The 23306-nt window shown below is 52.9% G+C and carries 25 protein-coding genes; 11 read left to right on the top strand and 14 right to left on the bottom strand.

The features are described from left to right. Nucleotides 1–350 precede the first annotated feature (350 nt). Entirely contained in the window at nt 351–1328 is a 978-nt protein-coding gene (gene epmA, locus M1D91_RS02020; RefSeq protein WP_437432092.1) for an elongation factor P--(R)-beta-lysine ligase, read from the bottom strand. A 290-nt stretch (nt 1329–1618) separates the two neighbouring features. On the opposite strand from epmA, the gene frdA reads away from it, so the two are divergent. The 4 genes from frdA to frdD are packed head-to-tail and all read left to right on the top strand — an operon-like array spanning nt 1619 to nt 4909. Further along, the gene (gene frdA / locus M1D91_RS02015; protein ID WP_437432093.1) at nt 1619–3409 is read left to right on the top strand and encodes a fumarate reductase (quinol) flavoprotein subunit; all 1791 of its coding nucleotides are present in this window, start codon (nt 1619–1621) and stop codon (nt 3407–3409) included. Next, on the top strand, nt 3402–4136 hold the full coding sequence (locus M1D91_RS02010) for a succinate dehydrogenase/fumarate reductase iron-sulfur subunit (RefSeq protein ID WP_437432094.1): 735 nt from the start codon (nt 3402–3404) through the stop codon (nt 4134–4136). The genes frdA and M1D91_RS02010 overlap by 8 nt, the downstream gene beginning before the upstream one ends. Nucleotides 4137–4146: 10 nt before the next feature. Then, on the top strand, nt 4147–4539 hold the full coding sequence (frdC, locus tag M1D91_RS02005) for a fumarate reductase subunit FrdC (protein WP_437432095.1): 393 nt from the start codon (nt 4147–4149) through the stop codon (nt 4537–4539). Nucleotides 4540–4549: 10 nt separating this feature from the next. Further along, on the top strand, nt 4550–4909 hold the full coding sequence (gene frdD, locus M1D91_RS02000; protein ID WP_437432096.1) for a fumarate reductase subunit FrdD: 360 nt from the start codon (nt 4550–4552) through the stop codon (nt 4907–4909). A gap of 32 nt (nt 4910–4941) precedes the next feature. Here the strand turns inward: frdD and M1D91_RS01995 are convergent, their stop codons facing one another. From M1D91_RS01995 to M1D91_RS01970, 6 genes are all read right to left on the bottom strand, one after another. Continuing rightward, complete coding sequence (locus M1D91_RS01995; protein ID WP_437432097.1) at nt 4942–5196, bottom strand: DUF202 domain-containing protein; 255 nt, start codon at nt 5194–5196, stop codon at nt 4942–4944. Then, entirely contained in the window at nt 5193–5579 is a 387-nt protein-coding gene (locus M1D91_RS01990) for a YidH family protein (protein ID WP_437432098.1), read from the bottom strand. The genes M1D91_RS01995 and M1D91_RS01990 overlap by 4 nt, the downstream gene beginning before the upstream one ends. Next, nucleotides 5563–6444: a MurR/RpiR family transcriptional regulator gene (locus M1D91_RS01985; RefSeq protein WP_437432099.1), complete on the bottom strand. Its 882-nt coding sequence runs from the start codon at nt 6442–6444 to the stop codon at nt 5563–5565. Before M1D91_RS01985 ends, M1D91_RS01990 begins: the two co-directional genes overlap by 17 nt. A gap of 79 nt (nt 6445–6523) precedes the next feature. After that, the gene (locus M1D91_RS01980) at nt 6524–7390 is read right to left on the bottom strand and encodes an aldose epimerase family protein (RefSeq protein ID WP_437432100.1); all 867 of its coding nucleotides are present in this window, start codon (nt 7388–7390) and stop codon (nt 6524–6526) included. A gap of 2 nt (nt 7391–7392) precedes the next feature. Further along, nucleotides 7393–9153 (bottom strand): sulfatase, encoded by a 1761-nt coding sequence (locus tag M1D91_RS01975; protein ID WP_437432101.1) that lies wholly within the window; start codon nt 9151–9153, stop codon nt 7393–7395. 14 nt (nt 9154–9167) lie between these two features. After that, entirely contained in the window at nt 9168–10700 is a 1533-nt protein-coding gene (locus M1D91_RS01970; RefSeq protein WP_437432102.1) for a PTS transporter subunit EIIC, read from the bottom strand. A 156-nt stretch (nt 10701–10856) separates the two neighbouring features. Here M1D91_RS01970 and M1D91_RS01965 point away from each other — a divergent pair, with 156 nt between their 5' ends. Together M1D91_RS01965 and M1D91_RS01960 are read left to right on the top strand one after the other, a co-directional pair. Further along, entirely contained in the window at nt 10857–12080 is a 1224-nt protein-coding gene (locus M1D91_RS01965; RefSeq protein WP_437432103.1) for an anaerobic sulfatase maturase, read from the top strand. A 39-nt stretch (nt 12081–12119) separates the two neighbouring features. Then, nucleotides 12120–12650 carry a lipocalin family protein gene (locus tag M1D91_RS01960; RefSeq protein ID WP_437432104.1) on the top strand — a complete coding sequence of 177 codons (531 nt, stop codon included), beginning with the start codon at nt 12120–12122 and terminating at the stop codon, nt 12648–12650. Here the strand turns inward: M1D91_RS01960 and sugE are convergent. After that, on the bottom strand, nt 12647–12964 hold the full coding sequence (gene sugE / locus M1D91_RS01955; RefSeq protein WP_437432105.1) for a quaternary ammonium compound efflux SMR transporter SugE: 318 nt from the start codon (nt 12962–12964) through the stop codon (nt 12647–12649). The genes M1D91_RS01960 and sugE overlap by 4 nt on opposite strands. Nucleotides 12965–13227: 263 nt before the next feature. Between sugE and M1D91_RS01950 the strand changes: the two genes are divergently transcribed. Next, on the top strand, nt 13228–13848 hold the full coding sequence (locus M1D91_RS01950) for a helix-turn-helix transcriptional regulator (protein WP_437432106.1): 621 nt from the start codon (nt 13228–13230) through the stop codon (nt 13846–13848). Between the two features lie 41 nt (nt 13849–13889). Here M1D91_RS01950 and ecnB read toward each other — a convergent pair whose 3' ends face one another. Both ecnB and efp read right to left on the bottom strand, forming a co-directional pair. Continuing rightward, nucleotides 13890–14036 carry a lipoprotein toxin entericidin B gene (gene ecnB / locus M1D91_RS01945; RefSeq protein WP_437432107.1) on the bottom strand — a complete coding sequence of 49 codons (147 nt, stop codon included), beginning with the start codon at nt 14034–14036 and terminating at the stop codon, nt 13890–13892. A 192-nt stretch (nt 14037–14228) separates the two neighbouring features. Further along, complete coding sequence (gene efp / locus M1D91_RS01940) at nt 14229–14795, bottom strand: elongation factor P (RefSeq protein ID WP_437432108.1); 567 nt, start codon at nt 14793–14795, stop codon at nt 14229–14231. A 41-nt stretch (nt 14796–14836) separates the two neighbouring features. Here efp and epmB point away from each other — a divergent pair, with 41 nt between their 5' ends. Both epmB and yjeJ read left to right on the top strand, forming a co-directional pair. After that, on the top strand, nt 14837–15865 hold the full coding sequence (epmB, locus tag M1D91_RS01935) for an EF-P beta-lysylation protein EpmB (RefSeq protein ID WP_437432109.1): 1029 nt from the start codon (nt 14837–14839) through the stop codon (nt 15863–15865). Between the two features lie 136 nt (nt 15866–16001). Continuing rightward, entirely contained in the window at nt 16002–16865 is an 864-nt protein-coding gene (gene yjeJ / locus M1D91_RS01930) for a YjeJ family protein (protein ID WP_437432110.1), read from the top strand. Between the two features lie 50 nt (nt 16866–16915). On the opposite strand, the gene M1D91_RS01925 is transcribed toward yjeJ, so the two are convergent. From M1D91_RS01925 to M1D91_RS01915, 3 genes are all read right to left on the bottom strand, one after another. Continuing rightward, a complete protein-coding gene (locus tag M1D91_RS01925; RefSeq protein WP_437432111.1) occupies nt 16916–17269 on the bottom strand; it encodes a DUF4156 domain-containing protein in 354 nt (117 codons plus the stop codon). A gap of 253 nt (nt 17270–17522) precedes the next feature. Beyond that, entirely contained in the window at nt 17523–19169 is a 1647-nt protein-coding gene (gene groL, locus M1D91_RS01920; RefSeq protein ID WP_437432112.1) for a chaperonin GroEL, read from the bottom strand. Between the two features lie 43 nt (nt 19170–19212). Then, nucleotides 19213–19506, bottom strand: coding sequence for a co-chaperone GroES (locus M1D91_RS01915; RefSeq protein WP_013367964.1), 294 nt, complete (start codon nt 19504–19506; stop codon nt 19213–19215). A gap of 266 nt (nt 19507–19772) precedes the next feature. Here M1D91_RS01915 and yjeH point away from each other — a divergent pair, with 266 nt between their 5' ends. Then, entirely contained in the window at nt 19773–21014 is a 1242-nt protein-coding gene (gene yjeH / locus M1D91_RS01910) for an L-methionine/branched-chain amino acid transporter (protein WP_437432113.1), read from the top strand. Nucleotides 21015–21052: 38 nt separating this feature from the next. On the opposite strand, the gene M1D91_RS01905 is transcribed toward yjeH, so the two are convergent. Next, entirely contained in the window at nt 21053–21523 is a 471-nt protein-coding gene (locus tag M1D91_RS01905) for an FxsA family protein (RefSeq protein ID WP_437432114.1), read from the bottom strand. Nucleotides 21524–21860: 337 nt separating this feature from the next. Between M1D91_RS01905 and aspA the strand changes: the two genes are divergently transcribed. Continuing rightward, entirely contained in the window at nt 21861–23297 is a 1437-nt protein-coding gene (aspA, locus tag M1D91_RS01900; RefSeq protein ID WP_437432115.1) for an aspartate ammonia-lyase, read from the top strand. The last annotated feature ends 9 nt before the right edge of the window (nt 23298–23306 follow it).

Genomic DNA, 23306 nt, shown 5'->3' with positions numbered 1-23306 from the left:
TCTTGAACAGAACAGATTACAATCCAGAGCAGGGAAGCTAAAAGCTATAAAAAGCCTGGTGTGAACACTTTCCATGTCATTACTGATTCCCCAGAATTTTTATTATAGTCGCTTTCTCTTCGATAATCTGGCATCCACATACATGCTATTCGTGAGATAACAAGCCTGCGGGTTTATGAATACAGTTAATTATATTTACTGCACTTCTTTTTAACCCGTGGTGATTTAAAGCGTAACAGCTACGGCAAAAATAAAAAGACAGGAAACCTCATTCTCCATACCATTTAGTAGTTATAGCTAATCTATAAATGGTATGGATATATTTTCCGCTCATATAAGAGCTTACTAAATCAAGCGCGGTCGACGGTAAAGGCCATTACCTCTGCCAGGCTTTCAGCCCCCAGCGCCAGCATCACTAACCGGTCTATACCCAGCGCCACGCCGGAAGAGTCCGGCATTCCCGCTTTGAGGGCCGCCAGCAGATTCATATCCACCGGCTGCTGCGGTAAACCGCGGGCGGCACGTTTACGGTTGTCCTGATCAAAACGCTGCTGTTGCTCACGGGCATCCGTTAGCTCATGGAAACCATTCGCCAGCTCAATGCCTTTGAAGTAGACCTCAAAGCGCTCTGCCACACGGTGATCTTCGGTGCTGATTTGCGCCAGCGCGGCCTGGCTCGCCGGGAAGTGGTAGACAAACGTTGGGCGATCTTTGCCAATATGCGGTTCAACACCCATGGTAAAGAGCAGTTGCAATAATGTATCGCGGTCTTCTTCAGTGTCGGCAATATTACTCAGATCGAGTTTTGCAGCCACTTCACGTAACGCGGTCTTATCGGCTGAAAGCGGATCGATCTCCAGGTGACGCTGGAAGGCCTGCTGGTAAGAGAGTGACTCTGCAGCGGGGCACTCCAGTACCTGCTGCAAAAGGTCATCCACCTCGTTCATCAGACGGTACATGTCGTAATGGGGTCGATACCACTCAAGCATGGTGAATTCCGGGTTGTGATGACGTCCCATCTCTTCGTTACGGAAACTACGGCACAGCTGAAACACCGGGCCACATCCTGCGGCCAGCAGGCGTTTCATATGGTATTCCGGGCTGGTCATCAGGTAGAGATTCATCCCCTGAGAGTGGCCGGGTCCTATAAAGCGAGTCTCGAACGGAAACAGATGAATATCCGTAACCGTGGCCTGGCTCATACATGGCGTTTCCACTTCCAGTACGCCGCGATCGGCGAAGAAGCGTCGAACTTCCGCCATGATAGCCGCGCGTTTCAATAAGTTAGGAATGGATGCGCTCGGCTGCCAGGTTGCCGTCTCGCTCATGGTACTTTCTCCAAATTCTGATAAGGGCACGAAGTCTACCCGCATCGGCTGAGAGAGACAAATTTTGCGCAATACATTTACTGAAGGAGGAAAACAGAGGCCGGATCACGCTTTCAAGCTGACATTTATCAACCTGAGTGATTAATAACAACGGTGAACAGCAAAAAAATCGAACACATCAAATTTCCCTGTTTCCCCTACGGTTATACTGCCAGCACAAAAAGGAGCAGTGAACACGTTCGTCTTCGACCCCTGTCGCAGGACGAAATAACAAAACCTGGAGGAATGTCGTGCATACCTTTCACGCCGATCTCGCTGTAATAGGTGCTGGTGGCGCGGGATTACGCGCTGCTATCGCCGCAGCCCAAGCGAATCCTGATGCCAAAATCGCCCTCATTTCTAAAGTTTATCCTATGCGAAGCCACACCGTGGCCGCGGAGGGTGGCTCCGCCGCCGTCGCCCAGGATCATGATAGCTTTGAGTATCATTTTCACGACACGGTCGCTGGTGGCGACTGGCTGTGCGAACAGGATGTTGTCGACTATTTCGTGCATCAGTGCCCTACGGAGATGACCCAACTGGAGCAGTGGGGATGCCCCTGGAGTCGTCGCGCAGATGGCTCCGTCAACGTGCGCCGCTTTGGGGGCATGAAAATTGAACGTACCTGGTTTGCCGCCGATAAGACCGGCTTCCACATGCTGCACACCCTCTTCCAGACCTCTTTACAGTTCCCGCAAATTCAGCGTTTCGACGAACATTTTGTCCTTGATCTTCTCGTCGATGACGGTCAGGCACGCGGCCTCGTCGCCATGAACATGATGGAGGGCACGCTGGTGCAGATCCGCGCGAATGCCGTCATTCTGGCCACCGGGGGCGCGGGGCGCGTCTACCGTTTTAATACCAACGGCGGCATTGTGACCGGCGACGGCATGGGGATGGCGCTGGCGCACGGCGTTCCGCTACGGGATATGGAGTTTGTGCAATACCACCCAACCGGGCTGCCCGGCTCCGGCATTTTGATGACAGAAGGTTGTCGTGGCGAAGGCGGGATTCTGGTGAATAAAAATGGCTACCGTTATCTGCAGGATTACGGCATGGGTCCAGAGACACCGCTGGGCGAGCCAAAAAACAAATATATGGAGCTTGGCCCGCGCGATAAAGTGTCGCAGGCATTCTGGCATGAGTGGCGTAAAGGCAACACTATCTCTACCCCGCGCGGCGATGTCGTGCATCTTGATCTTCGCCATCTTGGCGAGAAAAAGCTGCTCGAACGCTTACCCTTTATCTGCGAACTGGCAAAAGCTTATGTCGGCGTCGACCCGGTAAAAGAGCCGATTCCGGTTCGCCCGACCGCGCATTACACCATGGGCGGCATCGAAACCAACCCGCAGTGTGAAACCCAGATCCAGGGGCTGTTTGCCGTGGGTGAGTGCTCCTCCGTTGGGCTACACGGCGCAAACCGCCTCGGTTCCAACTCACTGGCCGAGCTCGTCGTATTTGGTCGCCTGGCCGGTGAACAGGCTGTGGCCCGTGCCGCTTCTGCTTCTGCTGCCAGCGATGCCGCACTTAACGCACAAGCTGCCGACGTTGAGCAACGCCTGAAAACGCTGGTGAACCAGGAGGGCACTGAAAACTGGGCGAAAATCCGTGACGAGATGGGTGAGTCGATGGAAGAAGGCTGCGGGATTTATCGCACACCAGCGCTGATGCAGAAAACCGTTGATAAGCTCGCAGAGCTGCAGGAGCGCTTTAAGCGCGTGCGTATCACGGATACCTCAAGTGTTTTCAACACCGACATTCTCTACACCATCGAATTAGGTCACGGGCTGAACGTTGCCGAATGTATGGCGCACTCCGCGCTGGCGCGTAAAGAGTCCCGTGGTGCCCATCAGCGTCTGGATGAAGGCTGCACCGAACGTGATGACGTGAACTTCCTGAAACACACGCTGGCCTACCGCGATGCAGATGGCTCAACGCGCCTTGATTATAGCGACGTGAAGATAACGACGTTGCCTCCTGCAAAACGCGTTTATGGTGCAGAAGCGGAAGCCACCGAGAAGAAGGAATCGACCCATGGCTGAAATGAAGATGCTGAAAATAGAGGTGGTGCGATACAACCCGGAAGTCGATGTTGCGCCGCACAGTGCTTTTTATGATGTTCCCTACGATGAGCAAACGTCGCTGCTGGATGCGCTCGGGTACATCAAAGATAACCTGGCGCCCGACCTCAGCTACCGCTGGTCCTGTCGCATGGCGATTTGCGGCTCCTGCGGCATGATGGTCAACAAGGTGCCTAAGCTTGCCTGTAAGACGTTTTTACGTGAATACACGAAAGGTCTGAAGGTTGAAGCGCTGGCCAATTTCCCTATTGAACGCGATCTGGTGGTCGACATGACCCACTTTATCGAAAGCCTGGAAGCCATCAAGCCATACATCATTGGCAACCCGCGCACGCCCGATCAGGGTCCCAACAAACAGACGCCGGCGCAAATGGCGAAGTACCATCAGTTCTCGGGGTGTATTAACTGCGGCCTGTGCTATGCCGCCTGCCCGCAGTTCGGCCTTAATCCTGAATTCATTGGCCCCGCCGCTATTACGCTTGCGCACCGGTATAACCTGGACAGCCGCGATAAAGGCAAGCAGCAGCGTATGGCACAGTTAAACAGCCCTAATGGCGTCTGGAGCTGCACCTTTGTTGGCTACTGCTCGGAAGTGTGTCCGAAACACGTTGATCCGGCGGCCGCTATTCAGCAGGGCAAAGTAGAAAGCTCGAAAGACTTTCTTATCGCAACCCTGAAACCACGCTAAGGAGCGCACTATGACTCAACGCAAACCCTATGTCCGGCCTGTGCCGTCGACCTGGTGGAAGTCACTGCCGTTTTATCGCTTCTATATGCTGCGTGAAGGTACGGCGGTCCCCACCGTCTGGTTCAGTATTATCCTGATATACGGGCTGTTTTCGCTAAAACATGGGCCGGAATCCTGGATGGGTTTCGTCAGTTTTTTGCAAAACCCCATTGTGGTCATTCTGAATCTGATAACCCTGGCCGCTGCGCTGCTGCATACCAAAACCTGGTTTGAGCTGGCACCCAAGGCCGCAAACGTCATCATTAAAGATGAAAAACTCAGGCCCGAACCGATCATTCTCGGACTTTGGGTCGTGACCGGACTGGCGACGCTGGTCATCCTTTTCGTCGCACTTTTCTGGTAAGGAGGCCCCGATGATTAATCCAAACCCAAAACGCTCTGACGAACCCGTCTTCTGGGGATTATTTGGTGCAGGCGGCATGTGGGGAGCGATCGTGGCCCCGGTGATAGTGTTGCTGGTCGGGGTGCTATTGCCGCTGGGACTCTACCCTGGCGAGGCGCTTGGCTATGAACGTGTTCTCGCTTTTGCCCAGAGTTTTATTGGTCGTGCTTTTCTGTTCCTGATGATCGTCCTGCCGCTCTGGTGCGGGCTTCATCGCCTGCACCACGCCATGCATGACATCAAAGTGCATGTGCCTAACGGGAAATGGGTCTTTTACGGCCTTGCCGCCATTCTGAGCGTGGTAACGCTGATCGGTGTGATTTTTCTTTAAGCAAAGACCCGCTGGCTCAGGCTGGCGGGTGTTCAGATCAGACGGGTAAAATGGATGGCAAGCCCGATGCCAGCTAACACCAGCGAGAGCACAACCGCTCGTTTTCGTTGTAAAACAATCGCGATGATTGCCAGCAGCATCAGGCAGAACGCCGCGCCATAGAGGTAATTTGCCTGCGTCACCCAACCTCTCAGACACAAGCAACCGACCAGCAGAGCCGAAAACGCTGTGCGCCTCCACGCCAGCCGGGTACGCTCAGGCTGCAATCCCGGGTCGCGTACCGTCACGGCTGGCCCTGCCAGAGCAACCACGCCAGTAAGAGAGCAATCAGCACCACGCCACCGGCAATCAGCAATAAGAAACGGGTGTAAGGAAGCTCTCTCTCCAGCCGCATGGCATATTCATTTTCACGCCAGCGATACCAGGCAACGATGGCCAGTACCGTACCGGAGAACACCAGCAGCAGCGCAAGCGCGAGGCGCAGTGTCGGGGAGCTTAACTGTGGAGAAAACTGATCGATGCCCACCGCCCCCGCCAGCAACGCCAGCGCGGTACGGATCCAGGCGAGAAAAGTACGTTCGTTGGCAAGCGTAAAGCGGTAATCTGGCTTTTTACCCGCCAGCCACCATTTTTCTCGCAAACGAGGGGAAGTGTTACCCTGCTGACTCACGTTTGATGCGTTCCTTAATCAGTATCTCTTTGATAGAGAGCCCCGGCGAAGCACTCTCTTTAAAGTTATGCCGGGTTATCTCGGTGCAGAGAAATTCAATCATAAATAGTTGTGATACACGGGTGGCGATAGAGTCACCCTGAAAAGGCCCGGCGGCACCACAGGTCAACAGAAAAATATCGGCCATCTCGGTTAACGGTGAGTGCGGGTTATGCGTAATGGCCAGCCGCCCGGCATCGGCTTTTTGGGCAAGACGAAAAGCATTAACCACCTCGGGCGTTTCACCGGAGTGGGAGAATGCCACCACCAGATCGTTACTTTTCAGGTTTGCCAGTTTTAAGGTCATGGTGAAGCGGTCAGTAAAGGCTTCGGATTCAATACCAATACGGTTCATCTTGTCTCGCGCCTCCATCGCCGCGAGACCAGACGCGCCGAAACCAACGAACATCACCCTTGGTGCCTGAATAAACCGCTCGACAATGGATTTCACTTTTTTCATGTCGAGCAGATCGATGGTCTCTTTCACCGTAGTCTCAAGCGTGAGCGCAATTTTATGTGCAACATCATTGCGGGTGTCGTTCATAAAGATGTCCGGGGATGAGGGCAACGTCAGGTCACTCTCTTCCAGCAGTTCACGTTTAAGCTCCGCCTTCAGACTCAGGAGACCCCCATAGCCAATCTTCTTACAAAACCGGACAATAGTGGCTTCGCTAACGCCTATCTCGAGGGCAATTTTCTTCACCGGTAACTGAACGACCCGCGCCGGGTTACGCAATATGAACTCTGCAATTTTGTGGTCTGTCTCCGCCAGTCCCACCAGGATATTGGCGATGTAAACGCGCACCTTTTCTTTATTAACACTCATGCATGACTCTCCCGGCTCATCCCTTTTCATGGACAACGCGTTATGCAACAGATTATTGCCGGGTATTTTAGCCATCAATTCATGCCACGTCTTGCGCAAGGATAACGCCGACACTCTGCCGGTAACGTTCACCTGGCGCTAACCAGCGCATTCCACGTTTGTGGATAACATTGCCATCGAAGGTCGGGTCGTCCGTTGTGCCCGTCAGCGGTTCGATACACAATAAGTCCGCACCCGGCACCCCCCAAAGTGCCAGCCAGCGCGCTTCGGGTGCGTTCATTCGTAGCGCGACCACCCCATCAGGAGAGACAACGCTGATATCCTTTGCCTCCTGCATTGCAAAATAGACGGCACCCTGTTGAAAGGTGTCAGGGCCGAGCGAAAAGGCGGAAGTACAGGGCGACTCGTCAGGAATAGATAACGTTCTGTCCTGCGTAGGATAAGGGCCGCCGACCGGTGATGAAAACCTGATCTGCCACCCGGCTTGCGTTGCCACCGTAAGCGCAAAACCCGGGTGCCAGCCCAGCGCAAAAGGAAAGGCCCGGGCGTCATGGTTCTCGATGCTCCAGTTGACCGTTATTCCTTGAGGCGTGAGCGTCCAGCCAACCCGGAGCGTCCAGTCAAACGGCCACATTTTCCGCGTCTCATCATTCGCGTCACACTTAAGTTGCAGCGTGTCCGGGCCAATGTGCTCAAGGCTGAACGGCTGATGCCGTAAAAAACCATGCGCAGGCAGCGGCCAGAACGCGTCCTGATGCCACAAACCGTTATGGCGTAACCGTCCAACGACCGGAAAGAGCTGCGTGGCGCTGTTGTTCCACACCCTGGGATCGGGTTGCCAGAGCGGAGAACGCTGATGCGTTTTATCCCACCATTCACACAGTTCCGCGCCCCGGGCCGCCACGCGTATCCGCCAGGCGTCATTTTCCAGCGTCCAGCACGCCATTGTTACTCCACCCTGAGCAGTAATCGAACCTGATAAGAGAGGGCCAGTTGCTGGTCACCAGTAAAATGACGTTCGACCAGCCGCAGGACATCGTCCCCGTGAATGCCCTGCTCTACCGGGCACGCTTCGAGAAGCATCTCAAGGGTTACCCCTTGTTTTTCTGCGGCTTTGCTGACAAACATCAGGGCTTCATAGACACCCCGGTCGGCACAGTGCCACGGCGTGTCTGCCAGCGCATCGTCCTGGCTCCAGCGCTCACTGAACGCCTGTTCGCGCTCGGGTGAAAGCTCGTCCAGTTCAAAACGCACCAGTAATTCTGCCGGCGCATCGTGAGCCTTAAGAAGGGGCAACATGGCCTGCGCCATCTCGAATGACTTTTGCGGATCGTTCAGTGGCTGCGCCTGTAAAGGGTCATTCTTAATATCATAGAGTTTGTCGCCAAAACGCCACGGATTCAGATAGCCGAAGCTGGCAGGGATCTGCATGACCTGGGCCCCCTGCGTGAAGTCAAACCCTGGGTGGATGCGAATATCTTTTAACTCGCTGACGCTAAAGGGGCTATCAATACGCGTGGGCATCAGGGTGTATTCAAAGAGGTTTGCTTTGCCCTTTTCACGCGGACAGCGCATATAGACGGATTCGCCATCGGTAATGTTTATATGGCCGCCGAAATAACCAAACAGGCCATAGTCGCGTACCGGCGTATCATCAATAACGGCAGGAAGCAGAGGCCGCCCGGTCATGGAATCCGGCCGCTCAACATTAAAGTAGTCCAGCAACGTCGCAGGAATATCTATAGTTTGCGCCAGGGCTTCACGTTGCTCTCCCTGCTTTTTACAGCGCGGATCGCGGATGAAGAATGGCGTTCTGGCGATCTCGTTATACACCGGCATGATGTTTTTACCCCACCACTGATGCTCGCCCAGCAAGAATCCGTGGTCGGTACAGACGATGAAAAGGGTATCTTCCCACAGGTCGAGCGCCTTCATCTTATCCATGACCTGACCGAGATAGTCGTCGCACATGGTGATCAGCGCCTGATAAAACTTCCTCGCTTTATCATTATTCTCTCCGCCGGGGCTACCACAGTAATAGGGCACCCAGCCGTCGAAGTCATCGGAAGTGCATCCATACTGGGCCAGGTATTTCTCTGGCACAAAGAAAGGTTCATGTGGGTCGAAACACTCTATCTGTAAGAACCAGTTATCCTGATGCTGGTTGGTCTCCATAAACTCCAGACCAGACGCAATGGTTCGGTGAGTAAAATGGTCTTCCTGCGTCGGCATTGCCGCCCGGTTAATCAGATCCTGGGTCATGCGCCCGGCACGACGGCGGCGGGTTTCTTCATCCTCCATGCCCTGCCAGCGAATCAGCGGTTTCTCGACCTGCCCTTTCCAGCAATCCCCTTCCTGACCACGAATAAAGTCGAACGTGGAGTACCGGGTATGGTAGGTCGCGCCGCCGTCCCGCCAGTAGTGCTTGTGGTCAGTCACCATATGGGTGTGCACACCCTGCTTATGCAAAGCCTGCATGGTAGAAAAATCAAAAGGTTCGAGCGGACCCCAACTGCGATGCAAGAAATTGTAGCGTCCGGTATGCAGTTCCCGGCGGGCAGGCATGCACGGCATGCTGCCCACGAAAAAGTTATTAAATTGCACAGACTCCTGTGCTAACCGGGTAAAGTTCGGCGTAATCGCATCGCCACCATAAGGCGCAAGGTGATTGCGCGTCAGTGTGTCAAACATCAGCATTACAGCTTTCATAATAAGGTCCCTGGTCAGGCGCCAATAAATTCTTCAACTTCATTCTTAATAATGGTGACGTGCGGGCCGTACACCACCTGGACTCCTTGTCCACGTATAAATGCGCCTTTGCTCCCCAGCGCTTTAAAGTTATCCAGTTGCACCTGCGCCGGATCTTTCACCGTGATTCGCAGGCGTGTTGCGCAGCAGTCAACATCGACGATATTTTCTTTTCCGCCCAGCGCATCCACGATTTGCGCCGGTCGTGCACTGCCGCTGACGGTAACTGACTCCTGCGTCTCTTCTTCACGACCAGGGGTTTTCAACTGACGCCACTGGATGAGGAAACGGAAGGAGAAGTAATAGAGGCAGAACATCACGGCCCCCAGCGGCAGCATCAGCATCCAGTTGGTTTTCGCATTGCCTTGCAGTACACCAAACAACAGGAAATCAATCAGGCCACCTGAGAACGTCTGTCCGACGGTGATCTCAAGGATGTGCGTAAACATGAAGGCCACGCCCGTGAGGATGATGTGCACGCCATACAGCAGCGGAGCACAGAACATGAACGCAAACTCCAGTGGCTCGGTAATACCGGTGACGAACGCCGTCAGGGCTGCCGAGAGCATCAGACTCGCCACTTTTTTGCGATTTTCAGGTTTGGAGGTGTGATAAATAGCCAGCGCTGCGCCCGGTAAGCCAAACATAAAGTCTGCGAAACGGCCGGCCATAAAACGCGAAACGCCAATGTAATATTGCTGCACGCTCGGGTCAGCTAACTGGGCAAAAAAGATTTTTTGCGTTCCCTGAACCACGTGACCATTGACGGTCATCTCACCGCCCACGCTGGTTAACCAGAATGGCAGATAGAAAAGATGGTGTAAGCCAAGAGGAATCAGGCACTTAAGGATCATGCCGTAGAAAAGCGTACCAACATAACCGGTTTTCTCAACTAACCCGCCGAGGTGGGTAATCCCGGCCTGAATGGGCGGCCACACCCAAAAGAGCGCGACGCCAAGAAAAATGGCGAAGAAAGAGGTCATGATAGGCACAAAGCGCGAGCCGCTGAAGAAGGCCAGCAGATTTGGCAGCTCCGTTTTGTTATAGCGATTGTGCGCCCAGGCCGTCAGCAGGCCGCTGATGATGCCGCCCATCACCCCGGTTTGCAGCGTAACAATTCCCAGCACGTTCGCTTGTCCGACCGCCGCCAGATTATCCACCGCCAGCTTTCCGGTCAGCATCAGCATGGCGTTAATCGCTTTGTTCATCACCACGAAACAGAGAACGGATGCAAGCCCGGCGGTGCCTTTATCGCTTCGCGCAAGACCGACGGCAATCCCCACGGCAAACAGCAGGGACAAGTTATCAAACACTACGCTTCCGCAGAGTTTCATAAGGGTAAAAATGGCCTGCAGGATATGGTTATCCAGTAGCGGATAGGTGGAAATAGTGACCGGATTTGAGAAAACGCCGCCGATACCCAGTAACAGCCCCGCCGCCGGAAGCACCGCGATGGGCAACATGAACGACTTACCCAGATTCTGTGCGCCTGCAAAGAATTTGCTCATAAGGATTCCCTGATGTTGACGTTTGAATTTTAAATTTCACGCTTGTTGTGTTTTAATGAAATTATTATTTCCTTGCATTCTACATAATGTCAACGGCAAGCGACGAAACAGTGACTCATATCACTTTTAGTCGTGCTAACCGATCGGGAGAATGACATGAATCGCGCTTTTCATTTGATGGCAAAACCGGTCAGTTACCAGTGTAATCTGACGTGCGAATACTGCTTCTACCTTGAAAAAGAACAGGACACGCTAAAGCCTAAAAAGGTACAGCGTCATATGGATGACGTTACCCTTGAACGCTACGTTCAGCAGTACATTGAGGCGAATCCCGCGCCCGAAGTGGAGTTCACCTGGCAAGGGGGCGAGCCTACGATGGCGGGACTGGCGTTTTTTGAGAAAGCGCTCGCCTTCCAGGCCCGTTACGCAGCGGGCAAAACTATCCGTAACAGCATCCAGACAAATGGCGTTTTAATTGACGAGACCTGGGCGCGTTTTCTGGCAAAACACCATTTTCTTGTCGGGCTATCCATCGATGGCCCTGCCTGGTTGCATGACACCTACCGTAAAACCCAGAGTGGTCGCTCCGTTTTTAGTCAGGTGCTGAACGCCATGACGTTGCTTAAACAACACGGCGTTGAGGTCAATGTGCTTACGGTTATTAATGATCAAACAGCACAGCACCCGCTTGAGATATACCGCTTTATTACCCAGGAGCTCGGTGCCGATTTTGTACAATTCATCCCTGCCGTTGAGCAACGGCCGGTGCATGAAAAATATGGTGAGCTGCTCTACCCTCAGTCACTTAGCCAGCGCCAGGTGACGGACTGGTCAGTTTCAGGCGAGCAGTGGGGGCAGTTTATTATCACTGTTTTTGATTACTGGGTTCGCCATGATGTTGGCCGGGTTTATGTCCAGCTGTTTGACAGTGCCCTGGCCGCCTGGCTTGGGGAGACGCCCTCGCTCTGCGTCATGCAGTCACGGTGCGGTTTTGGGCTGGTGGTCGAACAAAACGGCGATGTATACAGCTGCGATCATTACGTGTACGCCACCCATAAACTGGGCAATGTGCGTCGTGATTCACTGGCACAGATGGCTAACGGTAAACAGCAACGTAAATTCGGACTGGAGAAGGGACAGGTTTCGTCATTGTGTCAGCAGTGTGAGTGGCGCTTCGCCTGCCACGGCGGCTGCCCAAAACATCGCATTCACAAAATGGGCGATCGCTGGCACAACCACCTTTGTGCCGGGTACAAAGCCATGTTCAGCCATATGGATCCGTGGATGCGATTCATGGCGCAGCAGATACGTCAGCAACAGCCTCCCGCTGCGGTAATGCAGGTGGCGTCACAGATCGCTGCGCAGGCAATTTCTCCCTAAGGTTCTACACTTAGCATAAAAACCTGAAAGGAAAACATCATGCGTTTGCTGCCTGTCATTGCAACAGCTGCCGCTGCGTTTTTGCTTGTGGCCTGTAGTACGCCCACCCCGCCTTCTGGCGTAACCGTTGTTGAGAATTTTGACGCCCAGCGTTATCTCGGTCGCTGGTACGAAATCGCCCGCTTCGACCACCGCTTCGAACGCGGGCTGGAAAAGGTGACCGCCACTTACAGCACTATGGACGATGGTGGTATTCAGGTCATTAACCGGGGATACAATCGGGAAAGAGGAAAGTGGCAGCAGTCGATTGGTAAAGCCTATTTCACCGGTGACAGCCGCCGTGCGGCGTTAAAAGTGTCGTTCTTTGGGCCATTCTATGGCGGCTATAACATCATTGCGCTGGATAAGGATTACCAGCACGCGTTGGTGTGCGGGCCGGATCGCGACTATCTGTGGATCCTCTCCCGCACCCCGACCCTGCCGGATAAGGTGAAAAAACAGATGGTTGATATCGCCGCCCGCGAAGGTTTTGCCGTTGAAAAACTGATGTGGATAAACCAGACCTATTAGTGGGTGCTGAGTTTAAGCCCGATGATACCTGCAACAATCAGCCCCAGGCTGAGCAATCGGGCGGGGCTGGCTGACTCGCCGAGCAATATCATGCCCGTTATCGCCGCACCCACGGCCCCAATGCCGGTCCAGATGGCGTAAGCCGTACCGACCGGCAGACTCTTCATTGCCCATGACAACAGCACAACGCTTGCTATCATCGCCGAAACGGTAATCAGGCTGGGAATCAGGCGGGTAAATCCGTGCGTGTATTTCAGACCAATGGCCCAAACCACTTCCAGAAGGCCTGCAATCAATAGAATTATCCAGGACATTGTTGGCTCCAGTGTGGGGCCGTCCCCGTTGAGATTGGCGCTGCCGGGTCGTCCCGACAGGCTGGTGGTAGAAAATAAAGTCTGGCGCAGTAACCGCCCTGATGCAATTTTTTTGCAATTGCATCAATTTAAGTGACTTAAAGCAAGAAATAGCCCCAGATAGCTGCGCAGTTCAGGCATTTATTCACCTTCGCTACCCCCTATGATGATGTGCTATCCGGGAAAAGGAAGCCGTGCGCCACCATTCTACTGCGAAGAAAAATATGTTCAAAATCCTTCTGATTGACCGTTGTTATTTCACCCGGACGGGGCTGGAAGCCTGGCTCAATCAAACCGATCTTTTTCCCGCCTCATTTCTTGTGACGGCACTGAATAATCTGATGCTGGCAAAAGAGCACATTGCGCAGTGGCAGCCTGACCTGATCATCGCCGACCTGTTTGGCTTCAGAAACGACCTGCACCATATTCATCAACTCTCCTCCTTGTTCTCCGCGTGCAGCGAAGAGAACCGTCTCATCCTACTGGAGTCGGGAAAAGATACGCAGCTGGATGACTATTGTGCGCAGTATGCTCTCCATGCGAGTCTGCAAAAAAGCGTGCCCCTGGAAACGCTGGCATACGCTATCGATGCGGCAGTTCTTGCTCGCCCGGTGCGAATGGCACCGCATATTGCCACCCCGCTGCTGACGCGCCAGGAAGAGAAAGTGTTGTCGCTCTGGATGGAAGGCACAAGCAATCAGTCGATCGCCACCAAGCTCAGTATCAATGGTAAAACGGTGTACACCTATAAGCGGAATATAAGAATGAAGCTGGGAATGGGAAATCGGTTCACGCCGTTTCTGTCACTGCCAGAAGTTCATGGCGGGGTTGATTCACTACCGTAACGCTGAAATGAGCGGTACGGCGTGAGCCGTACCGGCTGGTATTACTGCTGCGCTTTTGTGGCTGCACCAGAGATAGCACTACCGCCATCGGAGATATCTTCACCGACACCACGGGTGGTGTTACAGGCAGTCAGTACAGTAGAAAGCACCAGCACAGAAAAGATCGCAGCAATTGTTTTCTTAACCATAATATCTTCCTTTTATAGCCAATATTGTTTGTGTATAGCTACTTAAGCATAGACAAGATTGCGCAGGATGCAGAAGGAAGGATGATTTTTAGGACGATGTGAAGCCTTAACTGACCGCACGAGAAAGAGGGTTGCCTGGCGGAAGGATGGCGCAACAGGGCTGCTGCGCCACGGGTAAGAGATAATCGGGGATTATTTCACGCGGGAAACGTATTCGCCAGAACGTGTATCCACTTTGATCACTTCACCAATCTGCACGAACAGCGGCACTTTAACCACAGCGCCAGTGCTCAGGGTTGCAGGTTTGCCGCCAGTACCTGCGGTGTCGCCTTTCAGACCTGGATCGGTCTCAACGATTTCCAGTTCAACAAAGTTCGGCGGCAGAACAGCGATAGGACGACCGTTCCACAGAGTAACGATACATTCCGCCTGATCCAGCAGCCATTTGGCGTTGTCGCCAACTGCTTTTTCGTCCGCAGCCAGCTGCTCGAAGGTTTCGTTATTCATGAAGTGGTAGAACTCACCGTCGTTGTACAGGTAAGTCAGGTTCATATCGATAACGTCAGCGCCTTCAGCGGAGTCCGTTGATTTAAAGGTTTTCTCAACGCGAGTGCCGGTCAGCAGACGACGCAGCTTAACGCGTGCGAAAGCCTGACCTTTACCCGGTTTAACAAATTCACTGGCTTCAACCGCGTAGGGTTCGCCGTCCATCATGATTTTAAGACCGGCACGAAAATCGTTGCTATAGTAAGTCGCCATAAAGGCCCTCTAAAATTGTTAACTGGTAGCTAAGCCACAAAATGGCGCATATTGTAACCCTAAATACCCCATCCAGAGAAGATTGGTTAGTACAACTTGCCGATGTAATAACCGATCCCGATGAACTCCTGCGTGTTTTAAATATAGACGCTGACGAAAATCTCCTTGCCGGACGCGAGGCAAAGCGCCTGTTTGCGCTGCGCGTTCCCCGGGCATTTGTTGCACGTATGCAAAAAGGCGATCCTGACGACCCTCTGTTACGCCAGGTTCTGACCGCCAGGGAGGAGTTTCTCGCCGCCCCCGGATTTAGCACCGATCCGCTGGAGGAACAGCATAATGCGGTGCCCGGTCTGCTGCACAAATACCGCAACCGTGCACTGCTGCTGGTGAAAGGCGGCTGCGCGGTGAACTGCCGCTACTGCTTCCGTCGCCATTTCCCGTATGCGGAAAACCAGGGCAACAAACGTAACTGGCAGGTCGCCCTCGACTATATTGCCGCGCACGATGAACTGGATGAGATCATTTTCTCCGGTGGCGATCCGCTGATGGCGAAGGATCACGAGCTGGACTGGCTGCTTGAGCAGCTTGAAGGTATTCCGCATATCAAGCGCCTGCGCATCCATAGCCGTTTACCCATTGTGATCCCGGCACGTATAACTGACGCTCTGGCCGCACGTTTTGCCCGCTCTTCTTTGCAACTCCTGCTGGTTAACCATATTAATCACGCCAGGGAGATTGGTGAGGACTTCCGGGCCGCGATGACAAAGCTGCGTCAGGCTGGCGTAAGACTGCTTAACCAGAGCGTGTTACTGCGCGACGTGAACGATAATGCGCAGACCCTGGCTGACTTAAGCAATGCGTTGTTCGATGCAGGCGTAATGCCCTACTACCTGCATGTGCTGGATAAAGTAGAGGGCGCGGCGCATTTTATGGTGAGTGACGATGAGGCACGTACCATCATGCGCGAATTACTCACGCTGGTGTCCGGTTATATGGTGCCAAAACTGGCCCGTGAAATTGGCGGTGAGCCAAGTAAAACGCCGCTGGATTTACAGCTGCGCCAGTCGTAACCCCACACTTTATATTTCCACTCTCGCCCTGGGTGAATTCACGCTTCATCCGGGGACCCCTGCGCTCTATTTTTTGTTATTATGACGCTCTGCGATTTCGCATAAATTAAATAGATGAATGGTTAAGGAGAACCAGATGGTATACACAATTATGGGTGTTAATACCGGTGTTATTCGTCACAATGATAAATTCGCGGCTTTAGCCTTAAAAATTAAGCACCCTAAAAATAAACAATCCCTATTATTTTTCCCACTGGTTGCGTTGAAAGATCTGTTACTCGCGCTGGAGCATCGCCTGTCACGCCAGGCAGCATCTGCCGGTAAGGCGAAGGAGCAACAGCGAAAAGCTATTGATTCAGCATCAAAAAAAATGCATTCCCATATCCCGCCTGTTGAAATAGATGAGCTAAAAAATGCGGATATTGGTCAGCGCGTTAATCTTGTGGAACTGGATGAAAACGGAGCCAGTGAACTGATTTTTAATTTTACGCTGCATTGCGGCAAAAAACTGAAGTTAAGTATTAATGAGCATCAGATAGAGGTCGTCGTCGCAGCAATTATTCATGCAATTAATAATGCGGAGATGCGTGAGGTTGCTATCAGCCTCTCATCTGTTCTGGATTTTCTTCCATTATATGACGCAGACTTTTTACCTGACGGTAATATTGCCTACGATACTTATACTCAGGCGGAATGGAAGCAGGCCCTGTTTAGCCACCATCACGCCCTTATTTATCATTACACTGATGCAAATGGAGACATTCAGTACAGCGGAACCGTGATTAAAACCCGTAGCCTGTCGCAAGACGATGAGATGGCCTCTGTTTCCCGTCGCGTACTGGATTACAGCCATCGTTTGAACAGACTGAAGGGGAAACCCTGCCAGGTGAGCGTTAAAACGTTAAGCAGCGATAAACGCCACCGCCTGACGCTTGAGCAATGCATGCGCAGCCTGCACAGCGTGCAGCAGCAGATAAAACAGAAAGCCAGTCAGAGTTAGTGGCAATCCGCCCCTGAGCGTTTTCAGGGGCGTTCTCACCGCAGTTCAAATCAGTTTGGGCACTTGTAAACCTGACCGTTCATTTCACTGGCGGTCGGCACGAAGCTGGAGAGGAAGCCTTGTGTCGGACTGGTGACGCTAAATATTACGTTTCCGCCCATCTGCGCGGCCTGATTACGCAGCGCGTTCGCGGCACCACGCATTGACCCGCCCTCTTCACCATGCTGCCCGGAAAGCCAGTTACTTTGCTTACCGGTGGCGGTACCCAGATACTGGCATTCGGCGGCAGGCTTATCTTCAACAAAGCGCACGTTCTGCCCGCCTGAAGAGAGCTCATTGCCGGAACTGCAACCTGCCAGCAATAAGGCTGCGCCAACGATCCCTGCTAAATATTTCACCTGCATGTTATTCCCCATTTTCAATGAGCTGGACACAGTCGTCCGTGTGTAAACCTTATACTAAAAAGATGACCAAAAGAAAAACCCCCGGCCATTTCTGCCCGGGGGTTTCTCATTTTTAGCGAGATACTTATTTAATCGAATCATTCAGGTTGCAGGCAGGCGGCAAGTCCATTCATTCCCAGGCGCTTACTCAAGTAAGTGACTGGGGTGAATGAGCGCAGCCAACGCATCTGCGGTCTGAAGTATGAAGATTAAATTACATCATACCGCCCATACCGCCCATGCCGCCCATACCACCAGCTGCACCTAAGTCAGGCGCATCACCTTTCGGCAGGTCGGTTACCATGCACTCGGTGGTGATCATCAGGCCAGCCACAGAGGCCGCGTACTGCAGCGCAGAACGGGTCACTTTGGTTGGGTCCAGGATACCCATCTCGATCATGTTGCCGTATTCTTCGGTTGCTGCGTTGTAACCGTAGTTACCGTCGCCCGCTTTCACGGTGTTAGCGACAACAGACGGCTCTTCACCGCAGTTCAGCACGATTTGACGCAGCGGGGATTCCATCGCGCGCAGCGCAACTTTGATACCCACGTTCTGGTCTTCGTTCTGGCCTTTCAGCTCAGCGATTTTGCTTGCAACGCGAATCAGCGCCACGCCGCCGCCTGCAACCACGCCTTCTTCAACCGCAGCACGGGTAGCGTGCAGAGCATCTTCAACGCGTGCCTTTTTCTCTTTCATTTCAACTTCGGTAGCAGCACCAACTTTGATTACTGCAACGCCGCCTGCCAGTTTCGCTACGCGCTCCTGCAGTTTTTCACGGTCGTAATCAGACGTCGCTTCTTCGATCTGCTGACGAATCTGAGTCACACGACCCTGAATCGCTGCTTCGTCACCCACGCCATCGATAATGGTGGTGGTGTCTTTGTTGATAACAACGCGTTTCGCCTGACCCAGGTCTTCCAGGGTTGCTTTTTCCAGCTCCATACCGATCTCTTCAGAGATAACGGTACCGCCAGTCAGCGTTGCGATGTCCTGCAGCATAGCTTTACGACGGTCGCCGAAGCCAGGTGCCTTAACCGCAGCCACTTTCACGATGCCACGCATGGTGTTAACCACCAGCGTTGCCAGCGCTTCGCCTTCAACGTCTTCAGCGATGATCAGCAGAGGTTTACCTGCTTTCGCAACGGCTTCCAGAACCGGCAGCATTTCGCGAATGTTGGAGATTTTTTTGTCAGCCAGCAGAATGAACGGGCTTTCCAGTTCAACAGCACCGGTTTCCGGTTTGTTGATGAAGTACGGGGAGAGGTAGCCACGGTCGAACTGCATACCTTCAACCACGTCCAGCTCGTCCTGCAGACCGGTACCGTCTTCAACGGTGATCACGCCTTCTTTACCGACTTTATCCATCGCTTCAGCGATCAGTTTACCTACGGTTTCGTCGGAGTTAGCGGAGATGGTACCAACCTGAGCGATTGCTTTAGAGTCAGAACACGGTACGGACAGCGCTTTCAGCTCTTCAACCGCAGCAGCGACAGCTTTGTCGATACCACGTTTCAGATCCATCGGGTTCATGCCAGCAGCGACCGCTTTCAGTCCTTCGGTGATGATGGACTGTGCCAGTACGGTTGCGGTGGTGGTGCCGTCGCCTGCAGCGTCGTTCGCTTTAGAGGCAACTTCTTTCACCATCTGCGCGCCCATGTTTTCGAACTTGTCTTCCAGTTCGATTTCACGTGCTACGGAAACACCATCTTTAGTGATAGTCGGCGCACCGAAAGATTTATCCAGAACCACGTTACGGCCTTTCGGGCCCAGGGTCACTTTCACTGCGTCTGCCAGTACGTTTACGCCGCGCAGCATTTTCACACGAGCGTCGTTACCGAATTTTACGTCTTTAGCTGCCATTTTTTCTTTCCCTTAAATTCGTATGTTCAGTGTCGTTCGCGGATTACGCTTCAACAATTGCCAGGATGTCGCTTTCGGACATGATCAACACTTCTTCATTGTCGATCTTCTCAGATTTCACGCCGTAACCGTCGTTAAAAATCACGATGTCACCCACTTTAACGTCCAGCGGTTGAACAGTACCGTTTTCCAGAATGCGGCCCTTACCGACAGCGATGATTTCGCCACGAGTTGATTTGCCTGCTGCTGAACCGGTCAGAACGATGCCGCCAGCGGATTTGGATTCAACTTCTTTACGTTTGACGATCACACGATCATGTAACGGACGAATACTCATTGATAGCTCTCCTTTGAGAAAGTCTTTATCAGTTATGGATGGCGCCGGTCCGCACTGGCTTCTCCGGCTGGTGACCTGAGAGATGGGGCCATGTTTTTTCCCTTCAAGGGGGGGGCTCAAAAAAAATTCGCATAAATGCGCTCTGCGGTAAAAAAACCCGAAGACAAGCTGCTGTTTCCGGCAGGCTACCCGGCGACCATAAGTAAAATCTATTGTGTTAGCATGACTTCAACGACAATACGATGACGACGACAGGAATAAGCAGCATGAGCGGATTAAAACAGGAGCTGGGGTTAGCACAAGGGATTGGACTACTCTCCACCTCTTTGCTGGGCACGGGGGTATTTGCCGTTCCGGCGCTGGCGGCGCTGGCGGCAGGCAATGACAGCCTGTGGGCCTGGCCGGTTTTGATTGCTCTTGTGTTCCCGGTTGCCATCGTTTTTGCGGTACTGGGGCGTCACTTTCCCAGCGCGGGCGGCGTTGCCCATTTTGTTGGCATGGCCTTTGGCCCGCGCCTGGAACGCGTAACCGGCTGGTTGTTCTTATCGGTCATTCCGGTGGGCCTTCCCGCTGCGCTGCACATAGCAGCAGGCTTCTGGCAAGGGATGTTTGGCTGGCAGGGCTGGCAGGTATTGATGGCTGAACTGGCGACGCTGGGATTGATCTGGCTTATGGGCACGCGTGGTGCCGGTTCAAGCGCCAATTTGCAGATGCTGATTGCCGGGCTGATTGTGGCGCTGATCGCCGCTATCTGGTGGAAAGGAGAATTATCGCTCTCCACAATCCCTTTCCCTGCGCCTGCAGAGGTGTCACTTTCGGGCATGACCGGCGCGCTGGCGGTCATGTTCTGGTGTTTCGTCGGGCTTGAAGCCTTTGCTCATCTGGCATCGGAATTTAAACACCCGGAGCGCGACTTCCCGCGGGCGCTGATGATTGGCCTGATACTGGCCGGCTCCGTCTACTGGGCCTGTACCGTGGTGGTGCTGCATTTTGATCTCTGGCGCGACCTGGGCGCAGCGGCTTCGTTGCCGGTTATTGTCGTCAATCTCTTTGGCAAAGAGACGCTATGGATTGCCTGTATCATTGGCTACCTCGCCTGCTTCGCCAGTCTTAATATCTATATCCAGAGCTTTGCCCGCCTGGTCTGGTCGCAGGCACAATATAAGCCGCAAAGCCCGCTTGCCCGCCTCTCTGCGAGACACATCCCGCTTAATGCTCTGAATGCGGTGCTGGCCTGTTGCGTTATCTGCACGATCGGCATCTACGCGTTCTCGGTCGATCTCGATACCTTGATAATCTACGCCAACGGTATTTTCATTCTTATCTATCTGCTATGCATGATGGCAGGATGCCGCTTGCTGAAAGGCAAATACAAGGTGCTGGCGTGGGTGGGTAGCCTGCTCTGCCTGTTACTGCTGGCGATTCCCGGCTGGAAAAGCTTGTACGCGATTGTCATGCTGGCGGGGCTGTGGGTGCTGTTGCCTAAACGCACCCTGGTCATGCAGTAAAAAAGCCCGGCACCCGGGCTTTTTACACGCTAAAACGGTTAGCGATCGTCTTTATTGTCCAGACGGTCGCGCTGCTCGTCTTTGCGCTGATATTCACCTTCAAAAGTATTACCCGCACCCGGCCCCGCGCTAAACCCACCGCCCGGCATGCGTGCAAAACGCAAATGCGGCATCAGCTTAAGCGTCAGCAGCTTCTGCAACGGCGGAAGCAGAAGTAACAGCCCCAGCAAATCGGTGAAAAATCCTGGCAACAGCAGTAGTAAACCGGCGATGATCAAGGACACGCTTTTGATCATCTCTGCCGCCGGGCTTTCGCCTGCCGCCATCTTCTGCTGCATCAGCAGGAAATTTTTAAAGCCCTGGTTACGCACCAGCGACATACCAATCACGGAAGTGAAAATAACCAGCAGCAGGGTCATCAGAACGCCAAACACATGGGCGACCTGAATGAAAATTGAAATCTCAATGTAAACGTATAAAAAAATAGCGAGTAACGGTATCCAGCGCACTGGTTTCTCCTGTCAGGGGACGGACGCCTAAGGCCCCCGTCGAAAAGGGTTTGCGAGTCGCATTAAGGTGAGATGGTGATGATTAGGCCAAAATTCAATTTTTTCACCAAAGTATTTTTCAGGCGCTCCGCAAGCGGTGATTCATTTCACAGATTAATGATTCTGCTAAAACAGCTAAGATAATAAGTGATCCAGATTACGGCATTTCAGCGTAATCAGAATATGATCGCGAATATCTGGCCGATAAAGGAGATAATCGTCGGTCAGAAATCACACATAACCACATATCTACTGTGTGTTTGGTGCATTCATTCGTAGCTTGAAAAAGAAGGTTCACATGTTAAACAACATTCGTATCGAAGAAGATTTGTTGGGTACAAGGGAAGTTCCAGCGGATGCCTATTATGGTGTACATACTCTTAGAGCGATTGAAAACTTCTACATTAGTAATAGCAAAATCAGCGACATCCCGGAATTTGTCCGCGGCATGGTGATGGTAAAAAAAGCGGCGGCTCTGGCAAACAAAGAGCTGCAAACCATCCCGAAGAGCATTGCGAATACCATCGTGGCAGCATGTGATGAAGTCCTTAATAACGGCAAATGTATGGACCAGTTCCCGGTCGACGTCTACCAGGGCGGCGCAGGAACCTCGGTGAATATGAACACCAACGAAGTGCTGGCAAATATTGGCCTTGAGCTGATGGGACACCAGAAGGGTGAGTACCAGTACCTCAACCCGAACGATCACGTGAATAAATGCCAGTCCACTAACGACGCCTATCCAACCGGTTTTCGTATTGCGGTGTATACCTCGGTGCTTAAATTGATCGACGCCATTAGCCAGTTGGGCGATGGTTTTGAACATAAGGCGGATGAGTTCCGCGATGTTCTGAAAATGGGCCGTACCCAGTTGCAGGACGCGGTGCCCATGACCCTCGGTCAGGAGTTCCATGCCTTTAACGTCTTGCTAAAAGAAGAGACCAAAAATCTGCTGCGCACGTCAGAACTCTTGCTGGAAGTGAACCTCGGCGCAACTGCCATCGGCACACGGCTGAATACGCCAGACGGCTACCAGCAGCTGGCGGTGCAGAAGCTGGCAGAAGTGTCAAACTTACCCGTGGTTCCGGCAGAAGATCTGATTGAAGCGACCTCTGACTGCGGCGCGTACGTCATGGTACACAGTGCGCTCAAACGCCTTGCCGTGAAGATGTCCAAAATCTGTAATGACCTGCGCCTGCTCTCCTCCGGCCCACGCGCCGGCCTGAACGAAATCAACCTGCCTGAGCTGCAGGCGGGCTCGTCCATCATGCCGGCCAAAGTGAACCCGGTGGTGCCAGAGGTGGTGAATCAGGTCTGCTTTAAGGTAATTGGTAACGACACCACCGTGACGATGGCGTCTGAAGCGGGCCAGCTGCAGCTGAACGTGATGGAACCCGTGATTGGCCAGGCGATGTTTGAGTCCATCCATATTCTGACGAATGCCTGCTACAACCTGCTGGAAAAATGCGTTAACGGTATTACCGCTAATAAATCCGTCTGTGAGGGCTATGTTTATAATTCCATCGGCATCGTCACCTACCTTAACCCGTTCATTGGTCACCACAATGGTGACATCGTCGGCAAAATTTGCGCCGAAACGGGCAAGAGCGTACGTGAAGTCGTTCTGGAGCGTGGTCTGCTTACCGAAGCGGAACTGGATGATATTTTCTCCGCCCAGAACCTGATGCATCCGGCCTATAAAGCCAAGCGTTATACCGATGAAAGCGAACAGTAACACTGGCGG

This window comes from Enterobacter sp. SA197, from assembly GCF_054131575.1.
The sequence above is the reverse complement of the archived record's forward strand: the minus strand, read 5'-3'. Positions and strand labels throughout refer to the sequence as shown.

Coding starts and splice junctions, on each gene's coding strand:
- epmB (WP_437432109.1), top strand. CDS start 14,837: ATGGCGCATATTGTAACCCTAAATACCCCATCCAGAGAAGATTGGTTA.
- M1D91_RS01925 (WP_437432111.1), bottom strand. CDS start 17,269: ATGCAGGTGAAATATTTAGCAGGGATCGTTGGCGCAGCCTTATTGCTG.
- ecnB (WP_437432107.1), bottom strand. CDS start 14,036: ATGGTTAAGAAAACAATTGCTGCGATCTTTTCTGTGCTGGTGCTTTCT.
- aspA (WP_437432115.1), top strand. CDS start 21,861: ATGTTAAACAACATTCGTATCGAAGAAGATTTGTTGGGTACAAGGGAA.
- yjeJ (WP_437432110.1), top strand. CDS start 16,002: ATGGTATACACAATTATGGGTGTTAATACCGGTGTTATTCGTCACAAT.
- yjeH (WP_437432113.1), top strand. CDS start 19,773: ATGAGCGGATTAAAACAGGAGCTGGGGTTAGCACAAGGGATTGGACTA.
- M1D91_RS01975 (WP_437432101.1), bottom strand. CDS start 9,153: ATGAAAGCTGTAATGCTGATGTTTGACACACTGACGCGCAATCACCTT.
- M1D91_RS01965 (WP_437432103.1), top strand. CDS start 10,857: ATGAATCGCGCTTTTCATTTGATGGCAAAACCGGTCAGTTACCAGTGT.
- M1D91_RS01980 (WP_437432100.1), bottom strand. CDS start 7,390: ATGGCGTGCTGGACGCTGGAAAATGACGCCTGGCGGATACGCGTGGCG.
- M1D91_RS01970 (WP_437432102.1), bottom strand. CDS start 10,700: ATGAGCAAATTCTTTGCAGGCGCACAGAATCTGGGTAAGTCGTTCATG.
- sugE (WP_437432105.1), bottom strand. CDS start 12,964: ATGTCCTGGATAATTCTATTGATTGCAGGCCTTCTGGAAGTGGTTTGG.
- M1D91_RS01915 (WP_013367964.1), bottom strand. CDS start 19,506: ATGAGTATTCGTCCGTTACATGATCGTGTGATCGTCAAACGTAAAGAA.
- M1D91_RS01985 (WP_437432099.1), bottom strand. CDS start 6,444: ATGAGTGTTAATAAAGAAAAGGTGCGCGTTTACATCGCCAATATCCTG.
- epmA (WP_437432092.1), bottom strand. CDS start 1,328: ATGAGCGAGACGGCAACCTGGCAGCCGAGCGCATCCATTCCTAACTTA.
- M1D91_RS01960 (WP_437432104.1), top strand. CDS start 12,120: ATGCGTTTGCTGCCTGTCATTGCAACAGCTGCCGCTGCGTTTTTGCTT.
- frdC (WP_437432095.1), top strand. CDS start 4,147: ATGACTCAACGCAAACCCTATGTCCGGCCTGTGCCGTCGACCTGGTGG.
- M1D91_RS02010 (WP_437432094.1), top strand. CDS start 3,402: ATGGCTGAAATGAAGATGCTGAAAATAGAGGTGGTGCGATACAACCCG.
- efp (WP_437432108.1), bottom strand. CDS start 14,795: ATGGCGACTTACTATAGCAACGATTTTCGTGCCGGTCTTAAAATCATG.
- groL (WP_437432112.1), bottom strand. CDS start 19,169: ATGGCAGCTAAAGACGTAAAATTCGGTAACGACGCTCGTGTGAAAATG.
- frdD (WP_437432096.1), top strand. CDS start 4,550: ATGATTAATCCAAACCCAAAACGCTCTGACGAACCCGTCTTCTGGGGA.
- M1D91_RS01950 (WP_437432106.1), top strand. CDS start 13,228: ATGTTCAAAATCCTTCTGATTGACCGTTGTTATTTCACCCGGACGGGG.